Genomic DNA, 26,159 nt, shown 5'->3' with positions numbered 1-26,159 from the left:
CAGGCATTCGACATCGCCTTCGACGGCCGCCTCACCCACAACCGAATCTGACCCACGACACCAACCCAGTTACACCGTTCACTGGACAGACCCGGAAATGGGGATGGCATCCGCGGCGATGGTTCCACAGCGCCAGGCACTGGGCGCGCAAGCACAACCTGGGATCGCATCTGCGCTTCGCAGCACATGTCGGCATCGCCGTAGGTGCCGGTGCTCTGATGGCGGGCATGTGTGCCGGAACTGGAGGCCTAGGATGCATGCTTGCGGGCGCAGCCATTTGGGGATCCGCGGGAATTCTCGACTATTCCGTTTCCCATAGAGGGTGGCATCACGCGAGCAGACGTGGTGCGATGGGCGCCTATCAGAAGGGGTACGGCATAGGCTTGTTCAGTGGTCTTATCGGTCGTAGCTTCTTCCGCGGGCACGGCAGGCACCGAGGGCGGTGGCGCTGGTAAACGGATCAGGTGAATGCCACGCTTCCTGCTGATCGGCGGGAAGCGAGGTCGACCGACGGGGCGCTCACAGCGCACAGTTCTGTGAGCGCCCCACCCGGAGAGTGGACAACAACGCCCGCTGCAGGGTAAGCATCGAATTCCATGGAGATTCTCGATGAATGACTCGAAGTCTGAGTACAGCATTTTTGCGCGCGTCTGGGGCCCGAAATTCCTGACGGCTAGTCTGGCGGTGCTCACGGTGTACATGTCGATTGTCACGTGGCTGGCCCCGGACGCTTGGCGCATGGTGCTCTATCCGGTGGGGATGCTCCCGGTCTACTTGCTTGCCCGCTGGTTCGACCGGCGCCGCTGAACTGGAGCGCGCGGACCGCTCAACCGCCCACCGACCCTCCGGTAGACACCGTGCACACCGCAGCTGGTGGCGCCGGCACTGGTAGACCCGCCGTCAACACCGTGGATTGACGTCCACGTATGCTCGGGCCGCCCGAAGGTTCTCCCCGGGCGGCCCGAGCTAATGCCCTCGAAACGCCGCCGGAAGTGCATCCATGAACCAGGAGCGTCTCATTCAAATCGCAGTTCTCTGCGTTTTTCGGCACCCTCTCCTACCTCATACTCCCCCGTGGATGGGAACTTGCGTCTCTCCCCATCGCACTCGCGTGCGCGGTGCGCGGCCCTCATCACACGGAACGTATACAGGCGCAGAAGAAGCGGGCGGGGGACGAATGAGAACGCGAACGCCCAATGAGACCGCCCCGACGGCAGTAGCCGATAACCTTAGACCGTGTTTGAGATCTGTCGTGTCCCGGGGCGGGAGGGGTCGTTGGGCCTTGGGTGAGTGGCTCTGGGGACGGGTATCCGTCGGATCTGACGGATGAGCAGTGGGCTCTGGTCGAGCCATTACTGCCGGCGGCGAGGGTCGGGCCGAAGGGCGGACGGCGGGAGAAGCACCCACGTCGGCGGATCGTGGACGCGATCTTCTATGTAGTACGGACCGGGTGCGCTTGGCGCCAGCTGCCGAAGGACTTCCCGCCCTGGCCCACTGTGTACTGGTACTTCACCTGGTGGCATGACGACGGCACCGTCGAGCGGGTCCACGACACGTTGCGTGGCCGGGCCCGTGAGGCTGACGGCCGTAACGCGGAGCCGAGCGCCGGGCTGATCGACTCGCAGTCCGTGCGCACGGCCGATACGGTCCCTGCCGACAGCCGGGGCTTCGACGCGGGCAAGAAGGTGAAGGGCCGCAAGCGGTTCATCGTCACGGACACTCTGGGCCTGCTGCTGGCAGTTCACGTGGTCGCGGCGAACATCCAGGACCGCGATGGCGCGAAGCGTTCACTGCTGTGGACCCGCCTTGATCATCCGGGCGTGCAGAAGATCTGGGCGGACCAGGGCTTCGCCGGCCGCCTCGTGGAGTGGTCAAGCACGATCCTCGGCCGTGAGTTGGAGATCGTGCGCAAAGCTCCGGACCAGCGCGGATTCCAGGTCCAGCCCAAGAGATGGGGGTTGAGCGCACTTTCTCGTGGCTCACCGCTCACCGCCGTCTCGCGCGTGACTACGAGAGCAGCCCAGCCCGGTCGGAGACCATGATCCGCTGGGCGATGATCGGCATTATGGTCCGCAGACTCACCCGTGGCCGACCAGCGACGCGTCCGGGCCCGCGCTTGCTCCTGCGAGACGTTCCGTAGATTTGTCGGCCCTCCCTTCGATGGGGACCGTCCTGCGTCGGTGCTCTATGGAGCCAGGAAGCGTTCAACCTTTCGCTGCAGGTCAGGGGGCAAACCGGTCAGCTTCAAGACGATCACGCGAAGTTCTCGGCTGAGTTCGGAACACTCGGCCCAGACTGATGGGTTCCTGGTGAGGACCGCGGACAGCAGATCGCCTTCGTACATGTGCCCCTCTGCCATCGGGTTGTCCCGCAGTACCTCCAGTGCCAGTGGCAGGAGGTGGGGCAGGCCGATGTCCTGCCCGATCAACAAGCGCATGTCCTCGACGGTCAGCTCGCCGATCGGCCGACGCCGCAAGGCAAGCGCAGTAGCGACAAGACGGGTGTCGTCGGCTGACGGGGCTGGCCAGCGGTCGCGTTCAAGCTCTTCAAGGGAGCAGTCACGATTCAAGGGGCGCGTCACCGATCGATTGTCCTACGACGAGATCTCAAACGCGGTCTCAGCGCAAACAGGAAGACCTAACGGAGTCCTATTAGACGCCACGTACACAGCAGAGTGGAACTCTAAATCCACCGGAGAGTGTTTTTGAGCACACGCCAACTCTTGGCCGTAAATGAGGCGCTTGCGATCCACTTACAATCATTGGCAACACTGTCGCGGGTGACGCCCGCTTCCCCCGCATAGTTGTGGGCGGGCGTCAGGTGTCCACAGGCCAGCCGCCAACCAACCCGCCATACAGAAATGCCAAGTGCTCGGGCTGCATCGTACTGCGACATCCAATCCTCATCAGAACATGCCACGGGTGGAATGCTCCAGCCATTCATGAGTCGCGGATATGACTTTTCAGGCATCACGAGCCTCATATTTCCGTAGCGGCTAGACCGACCGCGTCCCGTCGTAGCCGATGGCGGGACGCGGTCGGCTACGTCAGGGGGACATCCAGTCCTTAATTGTTCTGCCCACGATCGATACGGAATTGCCTACTAGCTTAGAGCGACTCGTTCCTTCGAGCGGGAACCCAGGTTTGGGCCCCATGACGAAGCAACCGCCAGCTCCTCTTCCGCACAAACTTCCGGCGAGAATCCCCTCACCCTCCGCTTTAGCGGTTCCTATAAGGTACTTGGACATACCTTCGTGACGCTCCTCATCCGAAGACACGGCGTAGTGCGCTGCCAATCCGCCGGTGAATAGTGCAGCCGACCCCACCACTAAGAGTGCGGCACCGCAATAGACCGATGCAATACAGAAGGCTGTGCCGGTTGCTGCAATGATTCCCACCCCCTTGTCGATCAACCAGTGCTTGTCACTCACCTTGTCCTTGGTGTTCTGCCAAGCATCACCAAAGTGGCCTTTCATGATGCTACCGAAGATGCCGTCCTTCTTTCGACGTTCAGCTTGGGCCTTTGCTCTTTCTATTGCTTGCGCTTCGGCTCGCGCAGCGGACTCGGCTTTGGCTCGTGCTGCTGCTGCCTGTGGGTTGTAGTGGGAGGCGGCGGCCACGTCGGATTTGTACTGCGTGGCGTACTTCTTGGCGTACGCCTTGGTGTTGTTGGGGGTGCTGCCCGAGCCTGGGCGGTCTCTCCTAGCCCTGTCAGTTCCGTTCTTGTCGCCTGGGGTCGAGTTCAGGCAGTAGGGGCAGTTGCGGGTCGGGCAGTCTGGTCCCGCGCACTCGCCGGTGGGGTCGGATTTGGTGACGGGGTTGTTGTGGGCGTAGCTGTAGGCGTTCATCTGGCCTGGGTTGTCCAGGTTGATGACGGGGTCGACGGAGAGGAACTGGCCGAGGGTGGGGTCGTATTCGCGTGCGCCGAGGTGGACCAGGCCTGTGGGGTCAGCGGTGCCGCCGACGTAGCCGCGGGTGCCGGGGATGGTTTCGGCCTGAGTGGAGCGGAGTTGGCCGAAGGGGAGTTGTTTGCGGCGGGTGACGGTGAGGGTGGTCATGGCGATGGCGGCCATGGCGGTGCCCTGCTGGTCGGGGATGAGGAAAGAGAAGCCGTTGCTGGTGCGGACGGCGACGGTCTGGCCTTCGTGTGTGTAGTAGCGGATGCCTTCCTTGGTGCCGTCAGCCTTGATCTTCAGCTCGTTGTTGCCGGGCAGGATGAGGGTCCGGGTGCCGTCGGCGTCCTTCGTGATCAGGCGGTTGCCGTCGGCGTCGTACTGGTAGCTGCTGGTCTTCCCGGAGTCGGTGAGGGTGGCGAGGTGTCCTTCGTCGTCCCAGGTGAGGTTCTGGGTGGCGGCGCCGATGGTGCGTGTGGTGGTGTTGCCCGCGTCGTCGTAGGCGAAGGTGCTCTTCTGCCCGTTGTTGGCACCGCCGGTGGTGGTGGCGGTCTGCACCGCGTGCGGCAGGCCGTCCTTGGGATCGTCGTTGTGGGTGTAGGTGGTTGTGGCGTCGGCACCGGCGAAGGCACCGGTGCCATGGTCGGTCTGTTTGGTGCGATTGCCGACCGGGTCGTACGTGAAGGTCTGCCAGTAGGCGTCGGGACCGCCCACACTGGTACCCGAGGGTTGGGTGGTGCAGTTGGTCTTCGCGGTCCATGCCTCGGTCAGCTGGCCCAGGGCGTCGTTGGTGAAGCACTGGGTGTCGGTCGTCTTGCCGGTGCCCTGGCCGCTGGCGGTGGTGATGCCAGTGATGTCGCCCGCGTCGTCGTAGGCGTAGGTCACGTCGTCGATGCGTTGCGGGGCGAGGTCGCGGTCGGTGGTCTGCCGGGTCGGGCGGCCGGTGAACTCGTCGTAGGACTGAGACCTGTAGACCTTCTTCCCGAGTGTGCCGTATTCGGTGCGCACGGGGCGGGAGAAGACGTCGTGGCTGGTGGCGTTGACGAGAGTGATGGCGCCGGCGGTGGTCTTCTGCGGGAGGTTGCCTTCACCGTAGACGGTCGTCTGGCGTTCGCTGGGAAGGTTGCCGACGGCTGGGTGTTTGGTCCATTCCTGCTGGCCGGTGTAGGCGTTGTAGCCGTAGGTCCAGGTGTAGGTGCCGGCCAGGGCGCCTGCTTCGGCGGGGACGGTGACGGTGCTGGAGGTGGGCTGGTAGGCGTCGTTGTAGGAGTCGACGGCGGAGATGTACTGCTTGCCGTCGATGTAACGGGTGCTGCTGGTGAGCTGGCCCTTGGCGATGGTGTCGTAGGTCCACCTCGCCAGCAGTGTGCTCCCCTTCTTCAGCGCGATGCGGCGGCCGAGTGCGTCATAGTCAGTGGTCAGGGTGACGCCGCGGGCATCCGTGATCGAGACGGGACGGCCGAGCTTGTCGTAGGCGGTGTGGCTCTTGCCCTTGTCGGGGTCGTCGACGTCGGTCTGCTGACCGCGGGCGTCGAAGGTGTACGTCCAGATGTTGCCCGCCGGGTCGGTGACAGTCAGCGGCTCGTCCCACTTGCCGTAGGTGTAGTGAGTGTTCTGCGACGAGGTACGAGCCGCGTCGGTGTACTCGAGGCGGTCGGTCGTGCGGCCCCGGGCGTCTGTGATCACCGTGGTGGCTGTACCGCCCTTGGGCGGGATCACCGTGGTGCGGTCGCCTTCGTAGACGGTCTTGGTGCGGTACCGCTCGTCGCCGTAGTTGCGTGCGATCGCGTTGGTGACGCGACCCAGACCGTCGTAGAGGTTCTCCGCCATCGCCGGCACCGCGTTGTCGGCTGCTGATTTCAGGCTTGTGGCGGGCGCGCCGTCGGCGTAGTAGGCAGCGTAGGTCTTCCAAGCCCAGCCTCGCGTGTCGTACAGCGTCTCGGTCACGATCCGGTTGGAGGTGCCGATCGCCGGGGCCTGGGTCTCGCGTGCACGCAGCAGGCCGTCGTAGAGCTGATAACTGACAGCGTACGAGCCGTCGTACTGCAGGGACTTCGTCGACACTGCGTTGGCCGTGGTCTTGGAGATTGTGTAGCTGTATTCGGCCGAAGGCTGGGCCGGGTGATCGGCCTTGGCCCAGCCGGGTTTCCACATCCGCAGCGTGCGGCCCAGGCCGTCGTAGACGGCTTCGGTGCGCTTGCCGTTGGCGTCGATCACCGCCGTGGGCACGCCCCGGGCCGGGTCGTACTCGGTCTTCGTGGTCTGGAGGGGTGCGGTCACGGTCATCGAGGTGGGAGCCTCGATCGTGAGCGGCGTGTACGTGGTGGTGGTCGTGTTGTTGTCCGCGTCGGTCTCGGTCAGCTCACGGCCGTGGATGTCGTAGGTGTGGGTGGCGGTGGTCAGGTAGCCGGTGCCCGTCTCGTCCTGCTCCTCCAGGCGTGTCACGTCGCCCTTGGCCGGGGCGGTGTCCAGACTGGCGGCATTGTCGTAGTAGTGCCGTTCGACGGAGATCAGGCCGACGGGCAGCTGCGGCGTCGTGTCGCAGGCGACCGCGACCGTCCGGACTTCCTTGACCAGGGTGAGGATGTTCTTGTCCGCGTTGCGGGCGTACGCAGTGGTGGCGCACTTCTCGTCACCGGTCTTGGCTGTGTCGCCGAGCTCGGACTCGGTCTTGACCAGTCCGTAGTCGTCGAAGGTGCGCACGATGCGGGTGGCGCGCCAGGTATCGCCGACGGCGGTGCGGGCTCTCTCCTCCTGGGTGCCGGTGGCGTACGCCTTGAGGGCAGGCAGACCGCTGCGGGTCATCGTGGCGGTGGCTGCTGAGCGCCAGGGGACGTAACTGGTGGCCTTCTGCAGCTTTCCGCCGACCCCGTCGTAGGCGGCTTCCTCGCGGGTCATGCCGGCGAACGCGGTGTGGTCGTTGACCTTGACGCCTTCGTGGTCGACGACCTCGGCGCCGTCGATCCCGCGGAAGTACCGGTACTCCGTCAACGTCTGCTTGTCCGACGCCGGAGCACCGGTACGGACCTGGACGCGGCCGTACCCCTTGCGGTCGCCGTAGGTGAGGTACTCGGCCTTGGTGAACTCGTCCTCATCCTTGCCCCAGGCCATGCCGTCCAGGTAGGCGTAGTCGGTCTCCTTCACCGGCGCTCCGCCGGTGTTGTCGGCCTCCAGGACCTGGGTGGCCAGGTAGGTGTGGAACCAGTCCAGGTACGGCTTATAGTCGGCGGCTGGTGCGTCCGGCGGTGACCACATCACCGGATAGCAGCGGCGAGTGTTGGAGGAGGGCGTGGGAACGTCGCCGGCCTTGCAGTCGGGTTCGGAGTAGGTGACGCCGATGGTGGAGCCGGCTTCGGTGTCAATTCCGTAGACGCGGTAGCGCACGAGCGGCGGCACCGGGTCCGGATCGCCACCTGTGGTAGCGCCTTCCACGCGGTTGGCGAGCTGCTGACCCTTGAAGGTCACCGCGGGCAAGGACACATCGCCCGTGCCTGTGTGCCCGGTGCGGGTGATGGAGGCCAGCCACAGTGCCGCATCCGTCCCGTCGCCGGTGGACGGGAACTGATGCGCCAGCGTCCACGAATCGACGCTCTTGTAGGCACCCCCGCTCAGCACGGACGTGTCGATCTTGGTAAGCCGCTTACGGGTCCAGAACGAGGGCGAGTAGCGGTCCTTGCACTCCTCGCCCGACTTGCAGGACCGGTCGAATGGAACGTCGGGCCAGTTCTTCGCGTGGTCCTTGTCGAACGAGTCGCAGCCGCTCAGGCAGCGTTCGGCGACGGTGAAGTCGACTCTGGCCGCAGCTTTCCGGCTGTAGACGGAGTCGGACCGCAGCCCGTATTCGATGTGGTCCAGGTAGCCGCCGCGGTCGTAGGCGGTGGCGGTGGAGGCACTGGTGTCCGGATTGACGTTGCGGCCGTAGTAGTTCGCCTCGTTGTTCCAGTAGTAGGCCATGGCGTCGGAGTGCGGGTCCACGACGTAGTCGAGGTTCCATCGCCATGCCTGTCGGCACCAGGAGTCCTTGAACGCGGCGGCGTGGCAGGGCTCGCCGGTCTGGTTGCCGAACACCGGTACGGACCAGGTGGAGTTGGTCTCGGCCTTGCCGTTGACCCAGCCCGGCAGGCGGTTGTAGCCGAAGTAGTACTGGGTGCCGTCCGGGGTGGTAACCCGCCAGTACTCGCCGTTGTCGTCACCGTTGGCACGGTCGCTGTCGGCGAGCTTGGCGATCTTGGTGCCGTCGTCGCTCTCCAGGTGCCACTCACCGCTGGTGTCGTCCTTGACGAGCACGTTGGATCGACCGTTGAGGTTGAGGACCGCGTTGTCTTTTTTCCAGCACAGGTCGCCGCTCTTGTCGGTGCCGTTGCTTCCCGTGGTGTCGTCGGAGCAGGACACATAGTGGCGCTCGACGAAGCCGGGCTCCATCGACCAGCCATCGCCGACCCAGTTGGCCTGGTTGTTCGTGGCCGCAGTGCGTCCGTCTACGGACTGGGAGCTGTAGGACAGGCTCAGGTCCGGCACGACACTGCCGGGCACATCCGGGGTGTCGATGTCGTAGTCCCAGGAGAAACTGCCGCTGGATCCGCCTGCGGCCCAGGATGCCGACGGAGCGAGCGGGGTGGCAGTGAAGTTGCCCGACGGGCCCGCGGCGGTGGCCGTGGCGGCCACCAGGACCGTGTCGGCACTCGCCGTCAGACCGCTCGCCGAACGCATCGCGGCAGGTGCTTTCGTCACCGGCACAGCGGACGATGAGCCCTCATTCGCCGCACCAACGGGGACGGTGGCCGACAGCGTCGCTGCCTTGACGTTGTTGTCACTTTTCAGAGCAGCCAGGGCACGGCAGTCCTTGGCCTCGGGAGTGGTCAGTGCGCACTGCGGCAGACGGTGCAGCGTCAGACGCGAGGCCCAGTCACCGCCGTAGGCGTTCCGGAAGCCGGAATAGTCGAGGGTGACATCGAGCCTTCCCTTGCCACCCTGAAGTGGGCGTACTGCCAGCAGTACGCCGGTCACACCCGCTTCTCTAGCGGCCTTTTCATCCAGCACTTGGACCTGTGCCCTCCGGGGCGCGGAGAGTGCAGTCGCGGTCTGCTTACCGGCCGTGCCCTGGTGGAGGGCGACACGCAGTGGGAGCGTGCCAGCCGCGCTCTTGGTGCTGCCGCGTGCCGGGACAGTAAGCGTGGCGGTGCCGGGTTTGGGCCAGGACGGCTTCGAGCCGGATGTCCAGCGGTGGGCAGCCGCCTGATCCGGGCGGGAGATCCGGTGCTTCTTCGCCGACGCGACGGGAACCGGATCAGGGTTCTTCAGCTTGGCCAGCGACAGCTCCGCCGCCGCGGCCACGGGGCCGCCCAGCAGACTGGTGACGAGGTAGGCCACGAGCGATAAGGCTATCCATCGCACCGCCCGTACGCGTCTCCCAACCCTTCGGCCTGAACGGCATATGGAATTCACCCGCAAACCGGACATCATTTCCCCCGCAGGATGTTCACAAAGATGCAGATCGGACGGAATCTAACATCGAAATACGGGAACTCCAACAGCACGAGTATGCAATCGGCCATGGACATAGGTGAATTCTGGCCACTAGGTCCTGCGAGAGGAAAATGCAAGTCGGCGCGCCGAAGCCCCAGTTCGGCCCCCAGCCTTCCGGCGGGCACAGAAGGAGCAATCATGACTAGTTGGAAATATCCGCCCATTCCGCTCTCGCAATGAAAGGCTGTTCCATGAGAATTTCGACGGGTTGTATGGTGCGCACTGACATGCGTGGAATCTGTAAAGGGGGATGCAATGGGATTCCGTCGGACAAGAGGCAAACAGTCATGGCGAGGACGTGCGGCGCTTGCCGCCGCCGCGATGGTGCTCACCGCATTAGCACCGGTTTCCGCTGCTGCGGCGGAACCCGCCACGTCTTCAGCCGATTCAGCGCTGACCCGACCCCCAGGGGAGACGGCAGAGGAGACACAGGCTCTGGCCAAGGCGGCCGAGGCCAGCGAGCCGATTGAGGTGCTTTCGCACCGCACCGAGGCATCACAGGTGTTCGCCAACCCCTCCGGCACCTTCACCGAAGAGCGGTACGCCACTGCGCAGTGGGCGCGCAAGGGCAACAGACTGGTGGATGTCGACACCAGCCTTCACCGGGACGACAACGGCACGATTCAGCCTGCGGCCGCCACTGTGGGGTTGAAGTTCTCCGGCGGTGGCGACGGGCCACTGGCCACCATCACCCGGGACGGCCGCAGCGTCTCCCTCACATGGCCCACTGCGCTGCCCAGACCGACGATCGACGGCGACACTGTCACCTATCCCGGGGTGCTGCCCGATGTGGATCTCAAGCTGCGGGCTGCACCCTCCGGGTTCGCCCAGCTGCTCGTGGTGAAGTCGGCCAAGGCGGCGGCCAATCCGGATCTGAAGACGATCACGTACAAGATGTCCGGTGACGGAGTGGACGTCACCGCTGACGAGGACGGCAACCTCAGGGCGGTCAACCCCGCCGGGCAGGAGATCTTCACCGCGCCCACCCCGCGCATGTGGGACAGCTCCATCAGCAAGCCCTCAGCACAGCTGTCCGCCGCATCAGCCGACGTCGGGCCCGCCGGTCCGCCTCCTCCCGCAGACGAGTTCGAGCCGGGGCGCGGGGCCCAGCAGGCCACTATGCCCGTGTCGGTCACGGACGACGGCCTCCAGCTCACCCCCGACACCGATCTGATGACGGGTAAAAACACTACTTACCCGCTCTACATCGACCCGTACGTCGACGGCTCGCGCTACTCGTGGACCATCGCCTACAAGAAGTATCCCAACAGTTCCTTCTTCAACGGTGCAGGGTTCAACGGAGGCACCACCACCGCTCGGGCGGGCTACGAGAACGAAACCAACGGCCTAGCCCGCTCGTACTTCAGCATGAACACCAAGAACCTGTGGAGCACCAACAAGCAGGTCCTCAAGTCCACGTTCCGGATCAAGAACACCTGGTCCTGGTCCTGCACCGCCAAGCCCGTCGAGCTGTGGCGCACCGACGCCATCACCTCATCCACCACGTGGAACCACCGGCCCACTCGGCGGGAGAAGATGGCCACGGTCACCGATGCCAAGGGATGGAGCTCCAGCTGCCCGGCCGGGAACCTCGCCTTCAACGTGGCCGAGGGCGCCAAAGACGCCGCAGCCGGCAAGTGGAACACCATCACCTTCGAACTCGCGGCCTCCAACGAGTCCGACGTGTACGGATGGAAGAAGTTCGACGCCAAATCCGCCGTGCTCTCGACCGAGTACAACACTGTCCCCAACGCTCCCACCGGCCTGGACACCTCCCCCAGCGTCGGCGGCTGCGACACTGCCGCCCCGTATACCGTGATCGGCAACACTGACGTCTACCTGACCGCCAAGGTCTCCGACGCCGACGGCGGCACCGTCACGACGGAATTTCGCCTGTGGGGCAGCAACGACCTCTCCGGCGGCGCCCAGATCTACGCCAAGACCGTATCCGCCACATCCGGTTCGGTCGCCAAAGCCCTCGTCCCCAAGACCGCACTGGCCGCCAAGGAGGTCGTCGCGCGCGGCAGCTTCGTCTGGAAGGCCCGCGCCTATGACGGCATCACCTACTCCGCCTGGACTCCCGCCACCACCTGCGGTTTCGGCTTCGACTCCACTCGCCCCTCCATGCCTCCAGGGGTGTCCTCCACAGAGTTCCCCGACGGCGACAACGGCTGGCCCGACGTGACCGGCAGCGTACGCGCCAAGGGCACCTTCACCCTCTCCGGCTCAGGCGTTACCGATGTCGCCAAGTACCAGTACTGGACCGGCACCGATCCGACCGTGCGCACCGCCGCACCGGCCAGCGCGGGCGGCAGTGTCGACGTCCCGTTCACCCCGACGACCGCCGGGACGAACCACCTGTACGCGCGCAGCCTCGACAAGGCTGGCAACACGTCGGACACCGCTGACTACCTCTTCTACGCCAACGGCCTCAAGACGGCCGACCAACCCGGCGACATCAACGGAGACGGCAACGCCGACCTCTACGGCATCGACAAGGACGGCACCCTCAACCGTTTCTACGGCGCCGGCGACGGCACCGTCACTCAGGCAACCAGTCCTGCCTCGAGTCTCTCCTGGACCGGTACCCAGATCACCCACCGCGGCGACTGGACCGGCGACGGTTACGAGGACCTTATCTCCCTCAAGCACGACGACACCGGAAACGCCGGCCGACTGTGGATCCACCCCAACAACGGCTCCGGCTACGCCTGCAGCAGCTGCTCTGGTGACGACGACCAGCGTGAACTCACTGTGTACGACCCGGGCAACAACCACTGGAAGGACGCCGATGAGATCCTCGCCATCGGCGACGTCGACGGCCCCCTCGATGTCGACAACGACGGAGTCAACGACATCCCGGGCTACCCCGATCTGCTGGTGCGGCAGGGCGACCTGCTGTGGCTGTACTTCGGTGCCCCGGACAACCGACTCGACACCGACCGCGACCCCATCCTCATCGGCCCCGACAGCTGGAAGGGAACGGACCTGTTCGCCCCGGGCGACACCAACAGCGACGGCCGCGTCGACCTCGGCGCCCGCGACCGTAGCACCGGCGACCTCTACGTCTACCGGGGCACCGGCGATGACGGCGACGGCCTTGCCGACCAGTCCGCCAAGCTCCGGACTGGCCACGACTTCACCACCACCGACACGCCCCTCATCACCTCGCCCGGAGACGCCAACCACAGCGGCAAGGCATTTGACCTGTGGTTCACCCGCAGCGACAACGTCCTGTGGAACTACCTGGATATCAGCGGTGGCAGCAGCACCCTGTCCAAGGTCAGCGACGGATGGCAGGGCTATCAAGCCATCAGCTAACTAAACTGGTCGGGTAGCCCGAGGGCGCGCCCTCGGGCTACCACAGATCCGTACATCCAGTCTCCCGTCATACGGCTCTTGCTGCTCTGGTCTCATCTGACGACCGGTTTCGTGCAGGTCCAGTGTGCGAAGTACCGAGGCTGCCGGGCGACCACGTCGCGCATCGCCCGCTGAGCCTTCTTCCAGAACCTTGCACTGATCACCCCCTCAGGGCAGCGAGTACGAGATGCAATTCATTCGGCATCAGGGCAATGAGCACAGTGCCTTCGGAGGAGCTGCACTCAACTATCCTGGACCCACCGTTGATCTTCACTGCTTCGCGCAGCGAGGGGGAGCGGACGCTGACCTGCTGGAGCCCTGCCGGAAGTGACAGCGCCGCACCAGCCCTGGTCCGAGGCTCCCAGGCCACCGTGGAGGGCCCAATCAACATCCGCCCCCGAAGCCACCGACCTTCGAGCGAGGGATGGCTGAGCATGCAGGGAACCTTGACCATATTTCCCTGACCGGAACTGTCTGCACGCTGCCTTGCCTTCCGATGAAACAACCATGCCGCCAGCCCAGCTACTACGAGGAAACCCACTAATTCGATCACTGGAACATTCAATCAGCGCTCGGCCCGGTGCCCAACCTCCCAACGCCGTCCCGCTAGCTAGCTGCCAGGCGCTGCGCCTCATCGACCAGTTGGTGGCTGAACACCAGAACCGGCTGTCGGAGATGCAGCGGACCGCGGCGGCCTCGGATGCGGGGTCCGGGTTGGGGCCGGGGCAGGCCGATCGGTGAGTGGGAGCCGCACGCTCTGGAAGTCCACCCGGCCGGTTCCGGCTCGCCGGAGCAGCGGGCCCTGCCCGGCTATGTGCCCCGCGAGCACGACAGGTACTGGCGAACGCCGTGCGCGAGGCCGTGGAGAACCACAGCCGGATGCTGGTTTTGGTCGGCGAATCCTCCACCGGGAAGACACGGGCCTGCTGGGAAGCCGTCCAGGTGCTGGCCGAGAAGGGGGGCGACTGTGGCATCCCTTCGACCCAACCCGCGCCGAGACCGCGCTCGACGACCTGCACCGCGTTCGGCCACGGACCGTGGTCTGGCTGAACGAGGCCCAGCACCACCTCGGCGACCCGAGGACCGGCGAACGGGTCGCGGCCGCGCGCACAGTCTGCTCGTCCAGCCGGAGCGTGGGCCGGTGCTGGTGCTGGGCACGCTGTGGCCCAAGTACGCCGCTTAGTACACCGCGCTGCGCACCCAGAGCGGGCCGGACCCGCATAGCCGGGTCGGGGAACTGCTAACGCCGCGCCCTCACGGTCCCCGACACGTTCGACGCTCCGGCTCTGGCCGCTGCGAACGCCCTCGCCGAGGGCGGCAACCGGCTGCTGGCCGACGCCCTCAACCGTGCCAGCGCCGACGGACGCCTGATACAGGCCGTGGCCGGAGCCCTTGAACTCCTGCACCGCTACCAGAGCGGCACCCCGGCCGCCAAAGCTGTACTGGAAGCGGCGTTAGACGCACGCCGCCGCGGCGTCGCCCGCCACTTCCCCAAGGCATTCCTCACCGACGTCGCCCTCGACTACCTCTCCGGCATCGGGTTTCCGGCTGCCCACGGAGGTGAACGGGTGCTCGCGGCGCTCACCCCGGGACATCTCCCCGCAACCGTGTTAGGTGAGCTGCTGGTGCAGGTCCAGGTAGCAGCGCAGCCAAACGCCGCCCGCGTCCCAGGTCGTGTGCTCTGCTGCTCGCCGTCGCACCGGTCGGCGAGCAGTTGCTGAACGTCGAGCGCGGTGGCCGCGACGTCGAGCAGGCCAGCCGGCTTACGCGCACTTCGTTCATGTACGCACTACGCCGGGTGTCCCCGGGAGCGTTCCGCCGCAGTGTGTCTTCACTCGACCAAGTGGCAGGCCGTCAGGGGCCGTCACCGCTCCAGTCCAGCCACGCAGACATAAGGAAATCCCACGCCGATCACTACATTCCGAGAGGATCACTGAACTCGCACTTCAGGACCTCCCCAGCTTCTGCAGCTCCACAAAACACCAGCTCAGAGCCGCGCCACACCACAGACACAAGTCCGGAAATGATCACCAGATCCCCAGGTCAGCGCTTCGCTCATGGAGTGATCAGCAACAGATTTGTCACGGTCGGCGGGGTTGGTCAGGTCCAGGCCCCGCTCGGGCATCTCGATCGTGACTTGCCCGGGCCCGATCGGCACGCCTTCCTCGGCCGCGGCCTGGTGCATCTGGCTCAGCCATGGGTGGGCCTGCGCCTGGCTGTTCTCGACGTCGACCAGCAGCGCCTTGACGGGCCGGACCTTCACGCGCTTGAACGGGTGCAGGCCTGCGGCGGCGCGCATGAGCATCTGGCGCAGCAGCGACTTACCGCCGCCCTCCCCGGCCGTGACGATCAGCCGGTCCCAGCGGGCCAGCACGCCCGGGATCACCCACTCAGGTTCGGCGGGCGTGTTCGCCAGGAAGTCCAGCAGGTCCATCGGCGGCGCATCCCGGTCGGCCAGGCCCCGGTCCCGGGCGCCCTGCATGTCGGCAACCGCGCGTTCGGCGATCTCCTGCGGGTCGCCGTCAGCCGCGAAGCCGAGCTGCACCGCGCGGGAGCCGGCCTCGATGACGCAGGCCCACGCGCTACCACCGACGCCTGCAACGGGTCTTCTACGGCTCCGCGCTGATCAGCATCCAGCACGACCCCAACTCCCGAGCCTTCTACAACCGGAAGCGCGCGGAAGGGAAGCGCCACGTCCAAGCCGTCCTTGCGTTGGCCCGGCGCCGAGTCAACGTGCTCTGGGCGCTGATCCGTGACCGAAGGTGCTACCAGGTGGCACCGCCCGTCACCACTGCGGCTTGACTTCAGCATTGGGAAGCACCAGCCGCTCAACGGTCCCCACGCCTGGAGTCGAACACACCAAATGGGATGACCTCTAAAGCGAAGGTGTGTCAAGTGGGACCCATATTCCCCATCGCATCCGTGAGATGATCGCCTCATGATTGACCCCATGAGCGTCAACATGACGCAATTCCTCACCAGTTGGTATGGATCACCCGATGCCTCACCAAGCCGCTTGCCGGGCTCGTATGCATGGCTGCCTGAGCCGTTGAAGGATTGGCATGAACTTTCCTCCCAATGGACAAGGCCCCTCATGACTCTAAGGAGGATGAAAGAACCAAATGAAATCGCAGTAGGAGACGACAAGGCAATCTTCATGACGGACGCAGGGGACGAGGTGTGGGCTTTCGATCCAGACAGCCCCATGGACGTTTACGAGGGATGGCTCTACGAGGGATGGGGAAAGTGCGCAGAGGGCCTTCCGGAATTTTTGATTCACAACGCCCTAAATGAAGCAGCCTACAATGCCATCTCCCGGAGGGCATGCGATGAGGTGGAAGAGGGGATACTGTCCGAAATTTTGGCACCCATGACGGAGATTTCTTTCCGCGGGTGGCGAGTGCCGCGCGCCGGGCATCGAGTATTTATGGGTGATGCATTGATTGCGGATGTTGGTCCAGCGCTTCAGAACCACGCCCCGTGGGGGCTTCGGTCCGGCTATGTACAGGTCCAAATCGGAAGCAAGGGGCCCGATCCCATGGCCTATCTAGACAAGCTGCCCGGCCTCGACTGGTTGAAATCTGGGCGCATCGAGTAGATTTCGCGACGCAATACGCAAGGAAAACCCCGGCCCCGACAGGGGAAGCCTGTCGGGGCCGTTCGCTCTTCTACCCTACTCCGGTGAATTTGACCGTCTTTATCGCTCCGTCACTCGTGCGGTAGGTCACTTCAAGAATTGCATCTTTAGGAAGCCACCTCGGGAGCCTATCGGCGCATGCTCCGCAAATATAGTCGCCGCTAATGAACAGGCGCCCGTACATTCTTCCTGTTCTGTGCATCGCAGCTGCCGCTTGAGCCTCTAGATGATGATAGAAGTCACCTGCACCCGAAGGTCGAATGTAGCCAACGGGTAGATTTCCGCGACCACTCGATATGGCAAGCCATTCATCAAGCCCTTCTAGATACAGGGCTCCGCTCATATTTCCTGGCTTTTGGAACTTGCCAACGGCCGCTGTCGCCGATTCAAGACCCTCCACAGCTGTTACAATGCAACCAGTATTGCCACCTTGGACCTTCTTGGTCGTGGCGCCAGCAATCAGTCCGCGTACGGCACTGGGTGGAATCTTGGTCGGGCACGCCGTACGCGTCTTCTCTGCGATCTCCGCCCAACGCTCGATCTGCGCCATTGCTCGCGCGTCGATGTTCAGCGTACGTAGTGCCTTCATTGCGTCGGCAATGCCGATGCCGGTGCGCAGGGAGGCATCCACGGCGCGCACCGCCTCGGCGATGGGTCGGATGGCCTTGCCCGCGAAGAGGGTGGCGACGTCGAAGGCGGCCCAGCCGCAGCCGCCCCAGTTTCCTCCGCTGCCCGAGATCTTGAGCATGGAGCCGATCTTCTTGCCGCAGTCGATCCAGCTGCCGAAGAGGATGTCGATCGGGTCGATGTCCGCGTTGAATTCCGCGATCGTGATGGTGTGGGTGACGTCCTTGGTCATCTCCTCGGACGGGTACTGGCCGAGGTAGACCGCATCAGCGGTGGAACAGAGGTTGTACACCGGGCTGACGTCTTTTGCGGTGCACAGGTACAGGTCGAGGATCGCCTTGTAGGTGATCCTTGCGGTGATGGTGCAGTCGCCCTTGTAGACGAAGCCGCTCTTCCAGTCGCCGCAGGACGACGTCTTGGACAGGGTCTCCGGCTCGCCGACGTTCTCGTAGTGGTCGACCACATAGAAGACGTTGCCGATGTGGCCGTCCGCGTCGAGGATCGTGCCCGTCTGGATCTGCTGACCGTTTTTCTTGTTCTCGGTCTCCGTGGCGGCCTGTTGGGCTTCCTTGGCGTATGCGTCGGCGTCCTTCGCCGCCTGTTCCGCCTCCGTCGCGGCGGCGTCGGCGCGGGTGGCGGCGGCGCGGGCGTCCTTGGCGTCCTGTTCGGCCTGGGAGGCCGCGGCGCGGGCGGCTGCGGCGTCGAGGGCGGCCTGGTCGGCGGAGGCGCGGGCCTGGGTGGCGTAGCCTTCGGCGTTTCCGGCCGCCTTGTCGGCGGCTGCGGCGTCTTCGGTGGCCTGCTGGTCGTACTCGATGGTGCGGGCCAGTGAGGCGGATGCCTTGGAGGCTGCGGTTGCGGCGTCAGCGGCGTAGCCGAGGGCTTCCTTGGAGTAGGTGCGGGCGTCGGCGGCGTACTGAGCGGCGTTCGCCGCGTGCTGGTAGGCCTCCTTGGCATCACCTTGTGCCTGGTCGGCGAGGTTCTTCGCGGCTTGCGCCTCGGCGGCGGCGTTCTTGGCGTGGGCGTCGGCGACGGCCTGCTGCTGGTCGGCGATCGACTTGGACGCCTGTCCGGTCAGCACGACCAGGCCGGCGGCGGAGTCGGTGTCGACGTAGGGAGAGCCGAGCTGGATGGCGTCGTTGGCCGGAGCCGCGACCTGCTCGGCCGCCTTGCCGGCGTCGGCGGCGGCCTGGGCGGTGACGTGCGCGTAGCCCGCTGCCTTGGCAGATGCGGCGAGTGCGTTGCCCGCCTCGGCGTTGGCTGCGTTGGCCTGGGTCCTGGCGTTCTTGGCGTGTGCTTCGGCCTCGTCGGCGAGCTTGACCGCCGCCTTCGCCTCGGCGGCCGCGTCCTGGGACGCCTTGATCGCGTCCGCGACCGCAGCGGTCGCGGTCTTCACCGCCGCGTCGGCCTTCAGCTTGTCGGCCTGGGCGGCGTCGGATGCGGCGCGGGCGCGCTTGGCCGCGGCTTCGGCGCGGGTCGCGGCCGCATCAGCTTCGGCTGCGGCCTGGGTGGCGGCGTCGGCCTCGGAGCGGGCATTGCCCGCGGCGGTCTCGGCGTCGTCGGCGGCCTTGTCCGCCACGTTCGCTGCCGCACGGGCGGCGTCGGCGCCGTCGTGGGAGTCCAGGGCGTCGGCGTAAGCGGTCTTGGCATCGGCCTTGGCGCGCGCAGCCTCTGCCGCCTGCTGGGCATCCCAGGCGTCGTTGCGCATGGCCCGGGCGTGATCACTGGCCTTGACCGCGTCATCGCGCCGGTCCTCGGCGGTCTTCTCCGCCGACTCTGCGCGGCCCTTGGCCTCACTGGCCTTGGTGGCCTCGGCCTGTGCGTTGGTCTTGTGCTGGGCGGCCTCGGCCTGCTTCGCCGCCGCCGTCTCCATCTCGGACTTGGCCGTCAGCGCCTCGGCCTCCGCGGTCAGCCGCTTGGCGTGCGCGTCGGCCGCGGCCGACTTCGCATCCCCCTCGGCCTTCAGCGCGTCGGCCAGCTTGCTCTCGGCGAGCTCCTTGGCTTTCTTCGCGTTGTCCCGGTGCTCCTTCGCCGCGTCCGCGGCGGCCTTGGCCTGTGCCTCGGCGGTCTTCGCGGCTTCCTTGCGGAACTCGGCCTTGGCCTGGGCGGCCTGGGCGAGGGCACGCTGCGCGATGGTCGCGCTGTCCCCGGCGGAGGCACGGGTGGCGGCCTCGGCGGTCTCACCGGCCTTCACCAGCGCGGTGAGAGCGGCGACGGCGCCCTTGGTTACCTGGGCCTTCTGCTGGCCCACCAGCAGACCCCGACCCCTGGGCGCGCCGTTGGCGTCCGCGGTCGTGTAGGCGGTCTGGATGGCGGCGTCGGAGGCGGTCGCGGCCTTCTGCGCCACGGCCAGCTGCGCCTTCAGGATGGTGAGCTGGCTCTTGGCCCCGGCCTGGGCGGCGGTGATACTCGCCTTCGCCTTGGTGAACTGCGCCGTGGTCGGGTAGCTGAGCGTGCCGTCACCGGTGTGGCCCTTGGGCACGATACGGAACTGCTGTGCGGTGGAGGCGTTGCAGGTGTAGTTCCAGGCGTCCTTGCCGTCGGCGAACCAGTGCAGGTCCAGGCACTTGTTGGTGGCGGCGTTGCGCAGCTCGCCGGCGGCGCGGATGTCGAAGTCCCACTGCTGCGCCTTGGAGCCGGTGCAGCTCGCGATCTGGATCTTCGTGCCGTCGGCGCTGTTGCCGCCCGCCACCTCCAGACACTTCTGCGCGTTGACGTTGGCCAGCGCGTACCCGCCGTCGTAGGAACCCCACAGCTGCCACTGCTGCGCGGCGCTGCCGTTGCAGGTGTAGATCTGGACCGGGGTGCCGTTGGCCGTGCCTGCGCCCTGCACGTCCAGGCACTTGCCCTTGGCGGCCTCGATCTGGATGGTCAGCCGGGCATCACCGATGTAGCCGATACCGCCCGGGGACCAGTAGTCCTGCCAGCGGGTGGCGTGGTCGGCGACCCAGGAGTGTCCGAGCATCTCGCCCATGGCCTTCGAGCCCTTGGCCAGTGCGTCGACCGCGGCCTTGTTCGCGTCCAGGATCTGGTTGCGCTGGACGGCCTGGGAGGCGATCTCCTGCTGCCACTCACCCGCGGCGGTGGTGGTGACGTCGCCCAGCACGTTGTCCGGGTCCAGCGGGTCACGCCAGCCGCACGCGGCGAAACGGGACTTCACGTCCTCGACCGCGATCCGGTACTCCGCCGTGCCCGGCTGCGGAGCGCTGCGCGGGAAACCGCCCGAAGCCAGGAAGATCCGCGCATCGTCCGCGCCCGCGTGCTCCAGGGCAAAGCCGTGCATGTGCTCGAACGCGGAGTGCTCGGCAAGAGCCCGGTTGAACTCCTCCCGGCTCTTGCCGACGGAACTGGGGTCCTGCCCGTACAGGGGCTTGCCCACCTCGTCAACGGCCGCCAGCGTCTTCGCGTCCGTCGCCGGGGTCTCGTCGTTGTAGAAGTCGTAGTCGTTCTGCCAGTAACGGTCTGAGATCCACCCCTTCAGACCGGTCTGCGAGTGGAAGGACTGCTCCCCCTTCGGGGGCGAGGCGAATCCGGATGAACCGAAGTCACCGCCGCCCGGCCTCTCCAGACCATCCAGCGGCTTCGCCCATGAGGCCTCCAGCGCGGACAGCGCGGCACCCTCCTTGCTCGCCGCATCCTTGTCCGCCTTGTAGGCAACGGCGAGCGGCGTCTGCTCCCAGCTCTTCCGGTTGGCCGCTACACGCAGCTTTTCCGGCGTCTGGTTCAACCCGTCCTGCGCGGTCGCCGCCATCGACGTGCCGCCCAGGCGCAGCACATTCGCCATCAGGCACTGGTCCTGCCGCAACTGCTCCGCAGCCGTGTCCTCATCCCAGGGATACGAGTCGGACGCCGGCTCACTGCGCAGCGGCATCCCCCCGGGCTGTACCCCCAGCCCGGCCACCACCGCCAACGCGACAGCCGAAGCCGTCACCAACCCTGAACCCCGTGACCAGGGCAGCCGAAACCGTGACTTACGGCCCACGAAAGCACCACCTTCTTCGCGACGAATGCATGACACAGACACACGCCGGAAGAACAACCCACGATCAGGAAAGAACAAGCAACAGCCAGAACCGTCACCAGCGGGCGGTCAGCCCCTCGAGCGCGCCGCACGACGGCGCACCCCTCCCCCTGCGCGACGGCGTCCCCCGGTCGCTAAATCAGTGAACGCGGACACGGACCGGTCAAGAACCGTTCACACACGCACACTTTATGCACACCTTATGCACACAAGGAGAACCTGCAAAGCCCAATAACTGCTCGGCGGAACACCCCGCCAGACGACGTCACCGCAGATCAGCACCCTGAAGACACCGACCACCAGCCACCTGCCACTGCGAGTTGTGACCGATTCGTGTTGTCCGAAGAAGCCTCACAGCTCCCCTCGTCCGATGTATGCCACGACAGCCCCTGCTGACGATGCAGGCTCGACCGAGCACCAAAATTCCACTCCGCCGGCCCGCCGCCGGCGGCGCTGTCCGGAGGCCCTGTCCCTGCCCCGCGCAACCCCGGAAGACGGCGTGTGACGCATCCGAACGGCGTTGCAGTACACGTCACCACGTGACGGGTATCCATCACGCAAGCGGCCCCCGTCGCTCCCACTCGGGTCGGGCTCGGCACCGGGGAGAGCCACGCACCCTGAGGAGCCTCGGCAAGCCCCTCCTGAACAGCCCCTTGGCGCGGAGGCGCGCCGGCGGGGGCTTCAGCGGGTGCGTGGCTCTCGCCCGGTGGCGGCAGCGTACGGCCACCACGGGGGCTGTCAGCCGTTCCCACACCGACACCCCACCCGAACATCACGAGGGGGGTCCGGTCGTTTGGGACTGGGCGAGAGCCGGCCCCTGATGGACCCTGGCCGCAACGCCCCTGTCACCTAAACCGCCAGAGCCCCTGACACACCGCAAGGAGGGAGTGCGTCAGGGGCCTCGGGCGCGGGAGCCCAACTCTCGCCCAGTCCCGGAGCCTACGGGCACGAGGTGCGCCCTCAGACGCTCCCACACCGGACCCCGCCCCGACCGGACCAACGCCAAGCGAGGGTGTCTGTCGTGCGTGTGCGGGCCCCTGCCCCGGTGGCCAGGGGTGAAGTCGGCCAAAGTCGGAACAGGAGCCCGCGGACGGGCCTGGCCCGGCAACCAGAGCCGTACAGGCACGTGCCCGATCCTTCCGGGCCAGGGTGAGGCGGAGAAGACGGGGACCAGCCCAGATCATGCGGCGGATCTCTTGGTACGCGCCCTCACCACCCAGGGCCGGCCGCTGCGCGACTGGATCGAGAACACCGCCGACGTGTAGTCCTCGAGCACTCCGCTCACGATGGCGGGGCGGCGGGTTGAGGGGCCCTCCCGGCACGCAGGAGGGCCCTTCGCCAATCCGCCTCTTACTCAGACTTCAAGCCAGCGGCTGAGACCGCCTGGACGCCCTTGATCCTCTTGGTGATGGCGACGGCCATCTCCTTCTGTGCGTGGGTGATCTCTACGTCACTGGAGAGGGACACCACACCCTTGTTCGTCTCCACCTTGATGTCCGAGCCGGGAATCCCCTTCTCGGTCATCAGGTCGGTTTTGACCTTGGTTGTGATCCAGGTGTCGCTGACTGCTTCCTTGGTCTTGGTGACCTCGCCTGCCATGACTGCCTCCTCCACATCGAAGCGTGCACGGAATGTCATTTTTTCACTACATTGCGTCACTGGCACGTGCAGTCTGCACTTGGCTAAAGAATCGAACGTATGGCCTAATTAAATGCGTGGAGTATCACCCCTTCCCCGACGACCTCGTACAGCTCCAGGTGGCCTGGCACCGCGCGTACGCGGCCCTCGCCGCACCACACCCGGCTGGCTACACCCTGCTGCGCCGCCGCTTGCTGATCCTGTCCGGCAGGCTGCTGGAGCACCCCTACTGGAACAGCCCGGCCGGGACGCCGGCCGCCCGGGTCGAACTGCGGCACCAGGCCCACGCGCGGGAGACGAGGCCGTGAGGGCACGGCCCGCGCATCTCACAGAGCGCGAGGAACAGATCCTCGGTGTCGTACGGCGCTGGATCACCGAGACCGGCGAGGGGCCGACGGTTCGCCAGATCGCCACGGAGACCGGCCTCAACAGCACGGCCACCATCGCCTATCACCTGCGCCACCTGGAAACCGAGCGCGGAGCGCTGTCCCGCTCCGGGCGCAGTTGGCGCACCTGCCGCCTGCTTCGGTGAGGCGCGGGCATGGACGAGGAACCGTCGCGGCTTCAACTGCTCCGCTTCGCGCGCCGGGTGGTGGTGCAGCAGGCAGCAGCCGCACTCGATCAGCTTGACTCGTGGATCGCAGCAGAGCAACAACGCGAAGACGGACAGCGGCGCGCGCAGGAAATGCGACCCTCCCCACCGGAGTGGCTGATCGAGCACGGGCTCAACACGCGCAACATCGACTTCGTGCACACCGGCGACTGCTGGGCCGCCGCCAAGAGCGGACGCTGCAAGCCGGCCACCCGCCAGCAGGCACTGGACGCCCTGCGCCAGCAAATACCCGCCTGCACCCACTGCCGCCCCGACACCGCCTTCGGCGTCCTCGGCTGAACCAGGTGCTCAGGCAGAGCTCCAGTCGTGAGCGGGCCCGCCACGCCACTCCACCCACCGCGGATCGTCCAGCACGGTCTCGGGATCGGTGATGCCGGCGGCTTCGAGGAACGCGACCACGTCCCGGTCGCTGAAGGCAGTGCCGAGGCTCTCGTCCTGACCGTGGATGTGCACGCTGACCCGCCGGCCCCCCTTGTCAGAAGGCCGGTGGACGACGATCGGCGCGCTCGTCACGTCTCCCAGCCTGGGGCCTGCACCACACCACCGCGAGCGCACTCCGCCATAGCCGGCCCCCGCTCCTGCACCTCGCTGTCAGGCACTGTGCGGACGACGCGACGGCGTCTTCTTCACCGCAGTCTTCTTCTTGGCGGCCGTCGCCTTCTTCGCCGCCGTGTCACCGGCCGCCGCCTTCTTCTTCGCGGCCGGTTTCTTCTTCGGCATCTCGTGGACCTCGGCGTCGGCATCCTCGCCCCTGGACGCTCTGGCCTGCGCCACCGACTCGTTGAGCGCGGCCATCAGGTCCAGCACCTGGCCCGGCTCCGCACTCGGTTCCGGCACGGCGGGCGGGGTGCGGTGTTCCCGCTTCGCTTCGATCATCGCTTCCAGTGCCTGCGTGTATCGGTCGGCGAATTCCTCGCCTTCCAACTGGTCCCTGGCCAAGCCCTCGATCAGGAGCAGCGCCTCGTCGATCTCCTGCTGTGAGACCTCGCCGGTGGGCAGGGACAGCTCGGCCGGTGAGCGGATTTCGTCGGGCCAGCGCATCGCGTGCAGCGCCATCACGGGGCCCCTGACCCGCAGCAGGCCAAGCCTCTCGCGGCCGCTCCAGGCGAACTTGCCCACCGCCACGCGGCCCGAGCGCTCCAAGGCTCGTCGGAGGAGTTCGTAGGGCTTGGCCGCGACCTGGCCATCGGGCTGGAGGTAGTAGCCGTCGCCGATCCGGAGCGCATCGATCGACTCCCACGGCACGAACCCGAGGATCTCGATCGCTTTCGCCGTCGGCAACGGCAGGTTCCGCAGTTCCTCCTCCGAGATGGGGATGACCTGTGTCTTGGTCAGCTCGTAGCCCTTGCCGATCTCGTCCGCGCGGACCTCACGGTCCTCCACCTCGCAGAACTTGCGCACCCGCACCCGGCCCATGTCCTCACGGTGGTACTGGTGGAAGCGCACACTGTGGTCCTCGGTCGCGCTCACCACGTGCACAGGTACCGTCACGAGACCGAACGAGATAGCACCTGACCAGACGCTCCGGGGCACCACAGACCTCCACTCACCCCGAGCAGATCCAGCGTACGACCGCACGAAGCGACCGGCCGCCCGCCCACTGACCCGCCGTGGTTCGCACCGGGGGCCTGGTGATGGCGCTCTTTGAATCTGGCTCTGGCCGCAGTTCCGTGACGGCCTACGTCCTCATGCCGAGTGCTGATGCTTGTGCAGGGTGGCGCTAGCCCGGAAGCGGAGCCGTCCGCAGCGGTCCTTGTCTTCGTCGGTTGCGTCGTCGGCGCAACAGCAGTGCTGCGCCAGCCAGCGCAAGTCCTCCGGGTCAAGCCATAGAGCGATACGACCTTGTGCGGCCTCGGCTTGCGGATCCGTGGGTTGTGGCGACTTCATGGGCCCTGACTGTATGCCCAGCTCGCGGAGCCTCATGGCTGGATGAGGATACGGGTCCGCAGGAGGTCGAACGAGGCTCGGCCATACATGGCTCGCTTGAGCGTTTTCACCCGGTTCACGTGTCCTTCGACGACGCCGGAACTCCAGAGGAGGGTGGGGCCGGCGGTGACGGCGTGGAGGTCCTGGCGGAGGAAGCCGGCGAAGCCCTTCTGGGCTTCGGTGCGTCTTGCTCGGCCTGGCGGATCCACTCCAGCAGCAGGTATCCGCACTGGTGGCGGACCAGGTCGGAGAAGGCCCGGTCGAGATCGCAGGCCCGGGTGATGTCCGGGCATGCGAGCCGCCAGGGCGCAAAGCGTGCAGGTTCGCGGAATCCGGGAGCTACGACCTGGCGAACCCGTGTCTCTGCCGCCGTTCGAACGCTGTCTTCCCGACGGGTTCGACCTGGATTAGCCGCTAACTGATCGTTTCAGAATGAGTTGAGCCGTGGGTCTTGCGCTCGACGATCTTGGTCGGCAGGGTGTCCGGCGTGCGTGCTGACCTTGTTCCGGATGACCTGTGGGAGCGGGTGGCCAGGCTGCTGCCGCCCGCCCCCGAACGGCGCCATCGCCACCCGGGGCGGCTGCGTGTTCCCGATCGAGTGGCGCTCGCCGGCGTCCTGTATGTGCTGCGGACCGGTGTCGCGTGGCGTGACGTCCCCGCGGAGGCAGTGGGCTGTTCCGGGGTGACGGCCTGGCGCCGACTGCGGGACTGGACCGAGGCTGGTGTCTGGCCGCGCCTGCATGCCGCCCTGTTGACCGAGCTTCGTCGCGCCAGCCTGCTGGACCTGGACGACTGCTCCGTGGACGGATCGCACGTCCGGGCGCTGAAAGACATCTCAGGGAGCCAAGAAGTCAAGCTGCTTGCTCGGCCGGAGGTGACAGGAGCGGTGCGAAGGCATGCTGTTCATCGAAATGCTGCCGGG

16 protein-coding genes and 1 pseudogene are annotated in these 26,159 nt (G+C 66.2%); 10 read left to right on the top strand and 7 right to left on the bottom strand.

Annotated elements, in window-relative coordinates:
- The first annotated feature begins 609 nt into the window (after positions 1-609).
- Positions 610-807 carry a hypothetical protein gene (locus ACIPK3_RS33295; protein ID WP_402575830.1) on the top strand — a complete coding sequence of 66 codons (198 nt, stop codon included), beginning with the start codon at positions 610-612 and terminating at the stop codon, positions 805-807.
- A 479-nt stretch (positions 808-1,286) separates the two neighbouring features.
- Positions 1,287-2,140, top strand: a protein-coding gene (locus ACIPK3_RS33290) for an IS5 family transposase (RefSeq protein ID WP_402575828.1) whose coding sequence is annotated in 2 segments (ribosomal slippage) — positions 1,287-1,956 and positions 1,956-2,140 — 855 coding nt in all. Because the reading frame shifts where the segments join, the coding sequence is not laid out codon by codon here.
- Positions 2,141-2,185: 45 nt separating this feature from the next.
- On the opposite strand, the gene ACIPK3_RS33285 is transcribed toward ACIPK3_RS33290, so the two are convergent.
- Positions 2,186-2,581: a contact-dependent growth inhibition system immunity protein gene (locus tag ACIPK3_RS33285; protein WP_402575826.1), complete on the bottom strand. Its 396-nt coding sequence runs from the start codon at positions 2,579-2,581 to the stop codon at positions 2,186-2,188.
- Positions 2,582-3,046: 465 nt separating this feature from the next.
- The gene (locus ACIPK3_RS33280; RefSeq protein ID WP_402575824.1) at positions 3,047-9,262 is read right to left on the bottom strand and encodes an RHS repeat domain-containing protein; all 6,216 of its coding nucleotides are present in this window, start codon (positions 9,260-9,262) and stop codon (positions 3,047-3,049) included.
- Positions 9,263-9,673: 411 nt separating this feature from the next.
- Between ACIPK3_RS33280 and ACIPK3_RS33275 the strand changes: the two genes are divergently transcribed.
- A complete protein-coding gene (locus ACIPK3_RS33275) occupies positions 9,674-12,739 on the top strand; it encodes an FG-GAP-like repeat-containing protein (protein ID WP_402575822.1) in 3,066 nt (1,021 codons plus the stop codon).
- Between the two features lie 1,418 nt (positions 12,740-14,157).
- The gene (locus ACIPK3_RS33270; protein WP_402575820.1) at positions 14,158-14,499 is read left to right on the top strand and encodes a hypothetical protein; all 342 of its coding nucleotides are present in this window, start codon (positions 14,158-14,160) and stop codon (positions 14,497-14,499) included.
- A 266-nt stretch (positions 14,500-14,765) separates the two neighbouring features.
- On the opposite strand, the gene ACIPK3_RS33265 is transcribed toward ACIPK3_RS33270, so the two are convergent.
- Entirely contained in the window at positions 14,766-15,323 is a 558-nt protein-coding gene (locus ACIPK3_RS33265) for an AAA family ATPase (protein ID WP_402575818.1), read from the bottom strand.
- A gap of 23 nt (positions 15,324-15,346) precedes the next feature.
- On the opposite strand from ACIPK3_RS33265, the pseudogene ACIPK3_RS33260 reads away from it, so the two are divergent.
- Positions 15,347-15,580, top strand: a pseudogene (locus ACIPK3_RS33260) (IS110 family transposase); the annotation flags it as partial.
- Between the two features lie 148 nt (positions 15,581-15,728).
- Positions 15,729-16,376 carry a hypothetical protein gene (locus ACIPK3_RS33255; RefSeq protein ID WP_402575816.1) on the top strand — a complete coding sequence of 216 codons (648 nt, stop codon included), beginning with the start codon at positions 15,729-15,731 and terminating at the stop codon, positions 16,374-16,376.
- A 70-nt stretch (positions 16,377-16,446) separates the two neighbouring features.
- On the opposite strand, the gene ACIPK3_RS33250 is transcribed toward ACIPK3_RS33255, so the two are convergent.
- Positions 16,447-20,970 (bottom strand): RICIN domain-containing protein, encoded by a 4,524-nt coding sequence (locus tag ACIPK3_RS33250; protein WP_402575814.1) that lies wholly within the window; start codon positions 20,968-20,970, stop codon positions 16,447-16,449.
- Between the two features lie 1,440 nt (positions 20,971-22,410).
- Positions 22,411-22,659, bottom strand: a complete 249-nt coding sequence (locus tag ACIPK3_RS33245) for a BON domain-containing protein (RefSeq protein WP_402575812.1) — start codon at positions 22,657-22,659, stop codon at positions 22,411-22,413.
- Between the two features lie 116 nt (positions 22,660-22,775).
- On the opposite strand from ACIPK3_RS33245, the gene ACIPK3_RS33240 reads away from it, so the two are divergent.
- The 3 genes from ACIPK3_RS33240 to ACIPK3_RS33230 are packed head-to-tail and all read left to right on the top strand — an operon-like array spanning position 22,776 to position 23,590.
- Positions 22,776-23,006, top strand: a complete 231-nt coding sequence (locus tag ACIPK3_RS33240; RefSeq protein WP_402575810.1) for a hypothetical protein — start codon at positions 22,776-22,778, stop codon at positions 23,004-23,006.
- Positions 23,003-23,230: a hypothetical protein gene (locus ACIPK3_RS33235; RefSeq protein WP_402575808.1), complete on the top strand. Its 228-nt coding sequence runs from the start codon at positions 23,003-23,005 to the stop codon at positions 23,228-23,230. Before ACIPK3_RS33240 ends, ACIPK3_RS33235 begins: the two co-directional genes overlap by 4 nt.
- Positions 23,231-23,239: 9 nt before the next feature.
- Positions 23,240-23,590, top strand: coding sequence for a DUF6233 domain-containing protein (locus ACIPK3_RS33230; RefSeq protein ID WP_402575806.1), 351 nt, complete (start codon positions 23,240-23,242; stop codon positions 23,588-23,590).
- A gap of 9 nt (positions 23,591-23,599) precedes the next feature.
- Here the strand turns inward: ACIPK3_RS33230 and ACIPK3_RS33225 are convergent, their stop codons facing one another.
- Positions 23,600-23,824 (bottom strand): hypothetical protein, encoded by a 225-nt coding sequence (locus tag ACIPK3_RS33225; RefSeq protein ID WP_402575805.1) that lies wholly within the window; start codon positions 23,822-23,824, stop codon positions 23,600-23,602.
- A 78-nt stretch (positions 23,825-23,902) separates the two neighbouring features.
- On the bottom strand, positions 23,903-24,844 hold the full coding sequence (locus tag ACIPK3_RS33220; RefSeq protein ID WP_402575802.1) for a Ku protein: 942 nt from the start codon (positions 24,842-24,844) through the stop codon (positions 23,903-23,905).
- A gap of 880 nt (positions 24,845-25,724) precedes the next feature.
- Between ACIPK3_RS33220 and ACIPK3_RS33215 the strand changes: the two genes are divergently transcribed.
- On the top strand, positions 25,725-26,159 hold a 435-nt coding region (locus ACIPK3_RS33215), incomplete at its 3' end, for a transposase (RefSeq protein ID WP_402575800.1).

This window comes from Streptomyces sp. NPDC086787, from assembly GCF_044745865.1.
Classification (GTDB): domain Bacteria; phylum Actinomycetota; class Actinomycetes; order Streptomycetales; family Streptomycetaceae; genus Streptomyces.
Note: the sequence above shows the minus strand (reverse complement) of the source record. Positions and strands in the feature narration are given on the sequence as shown.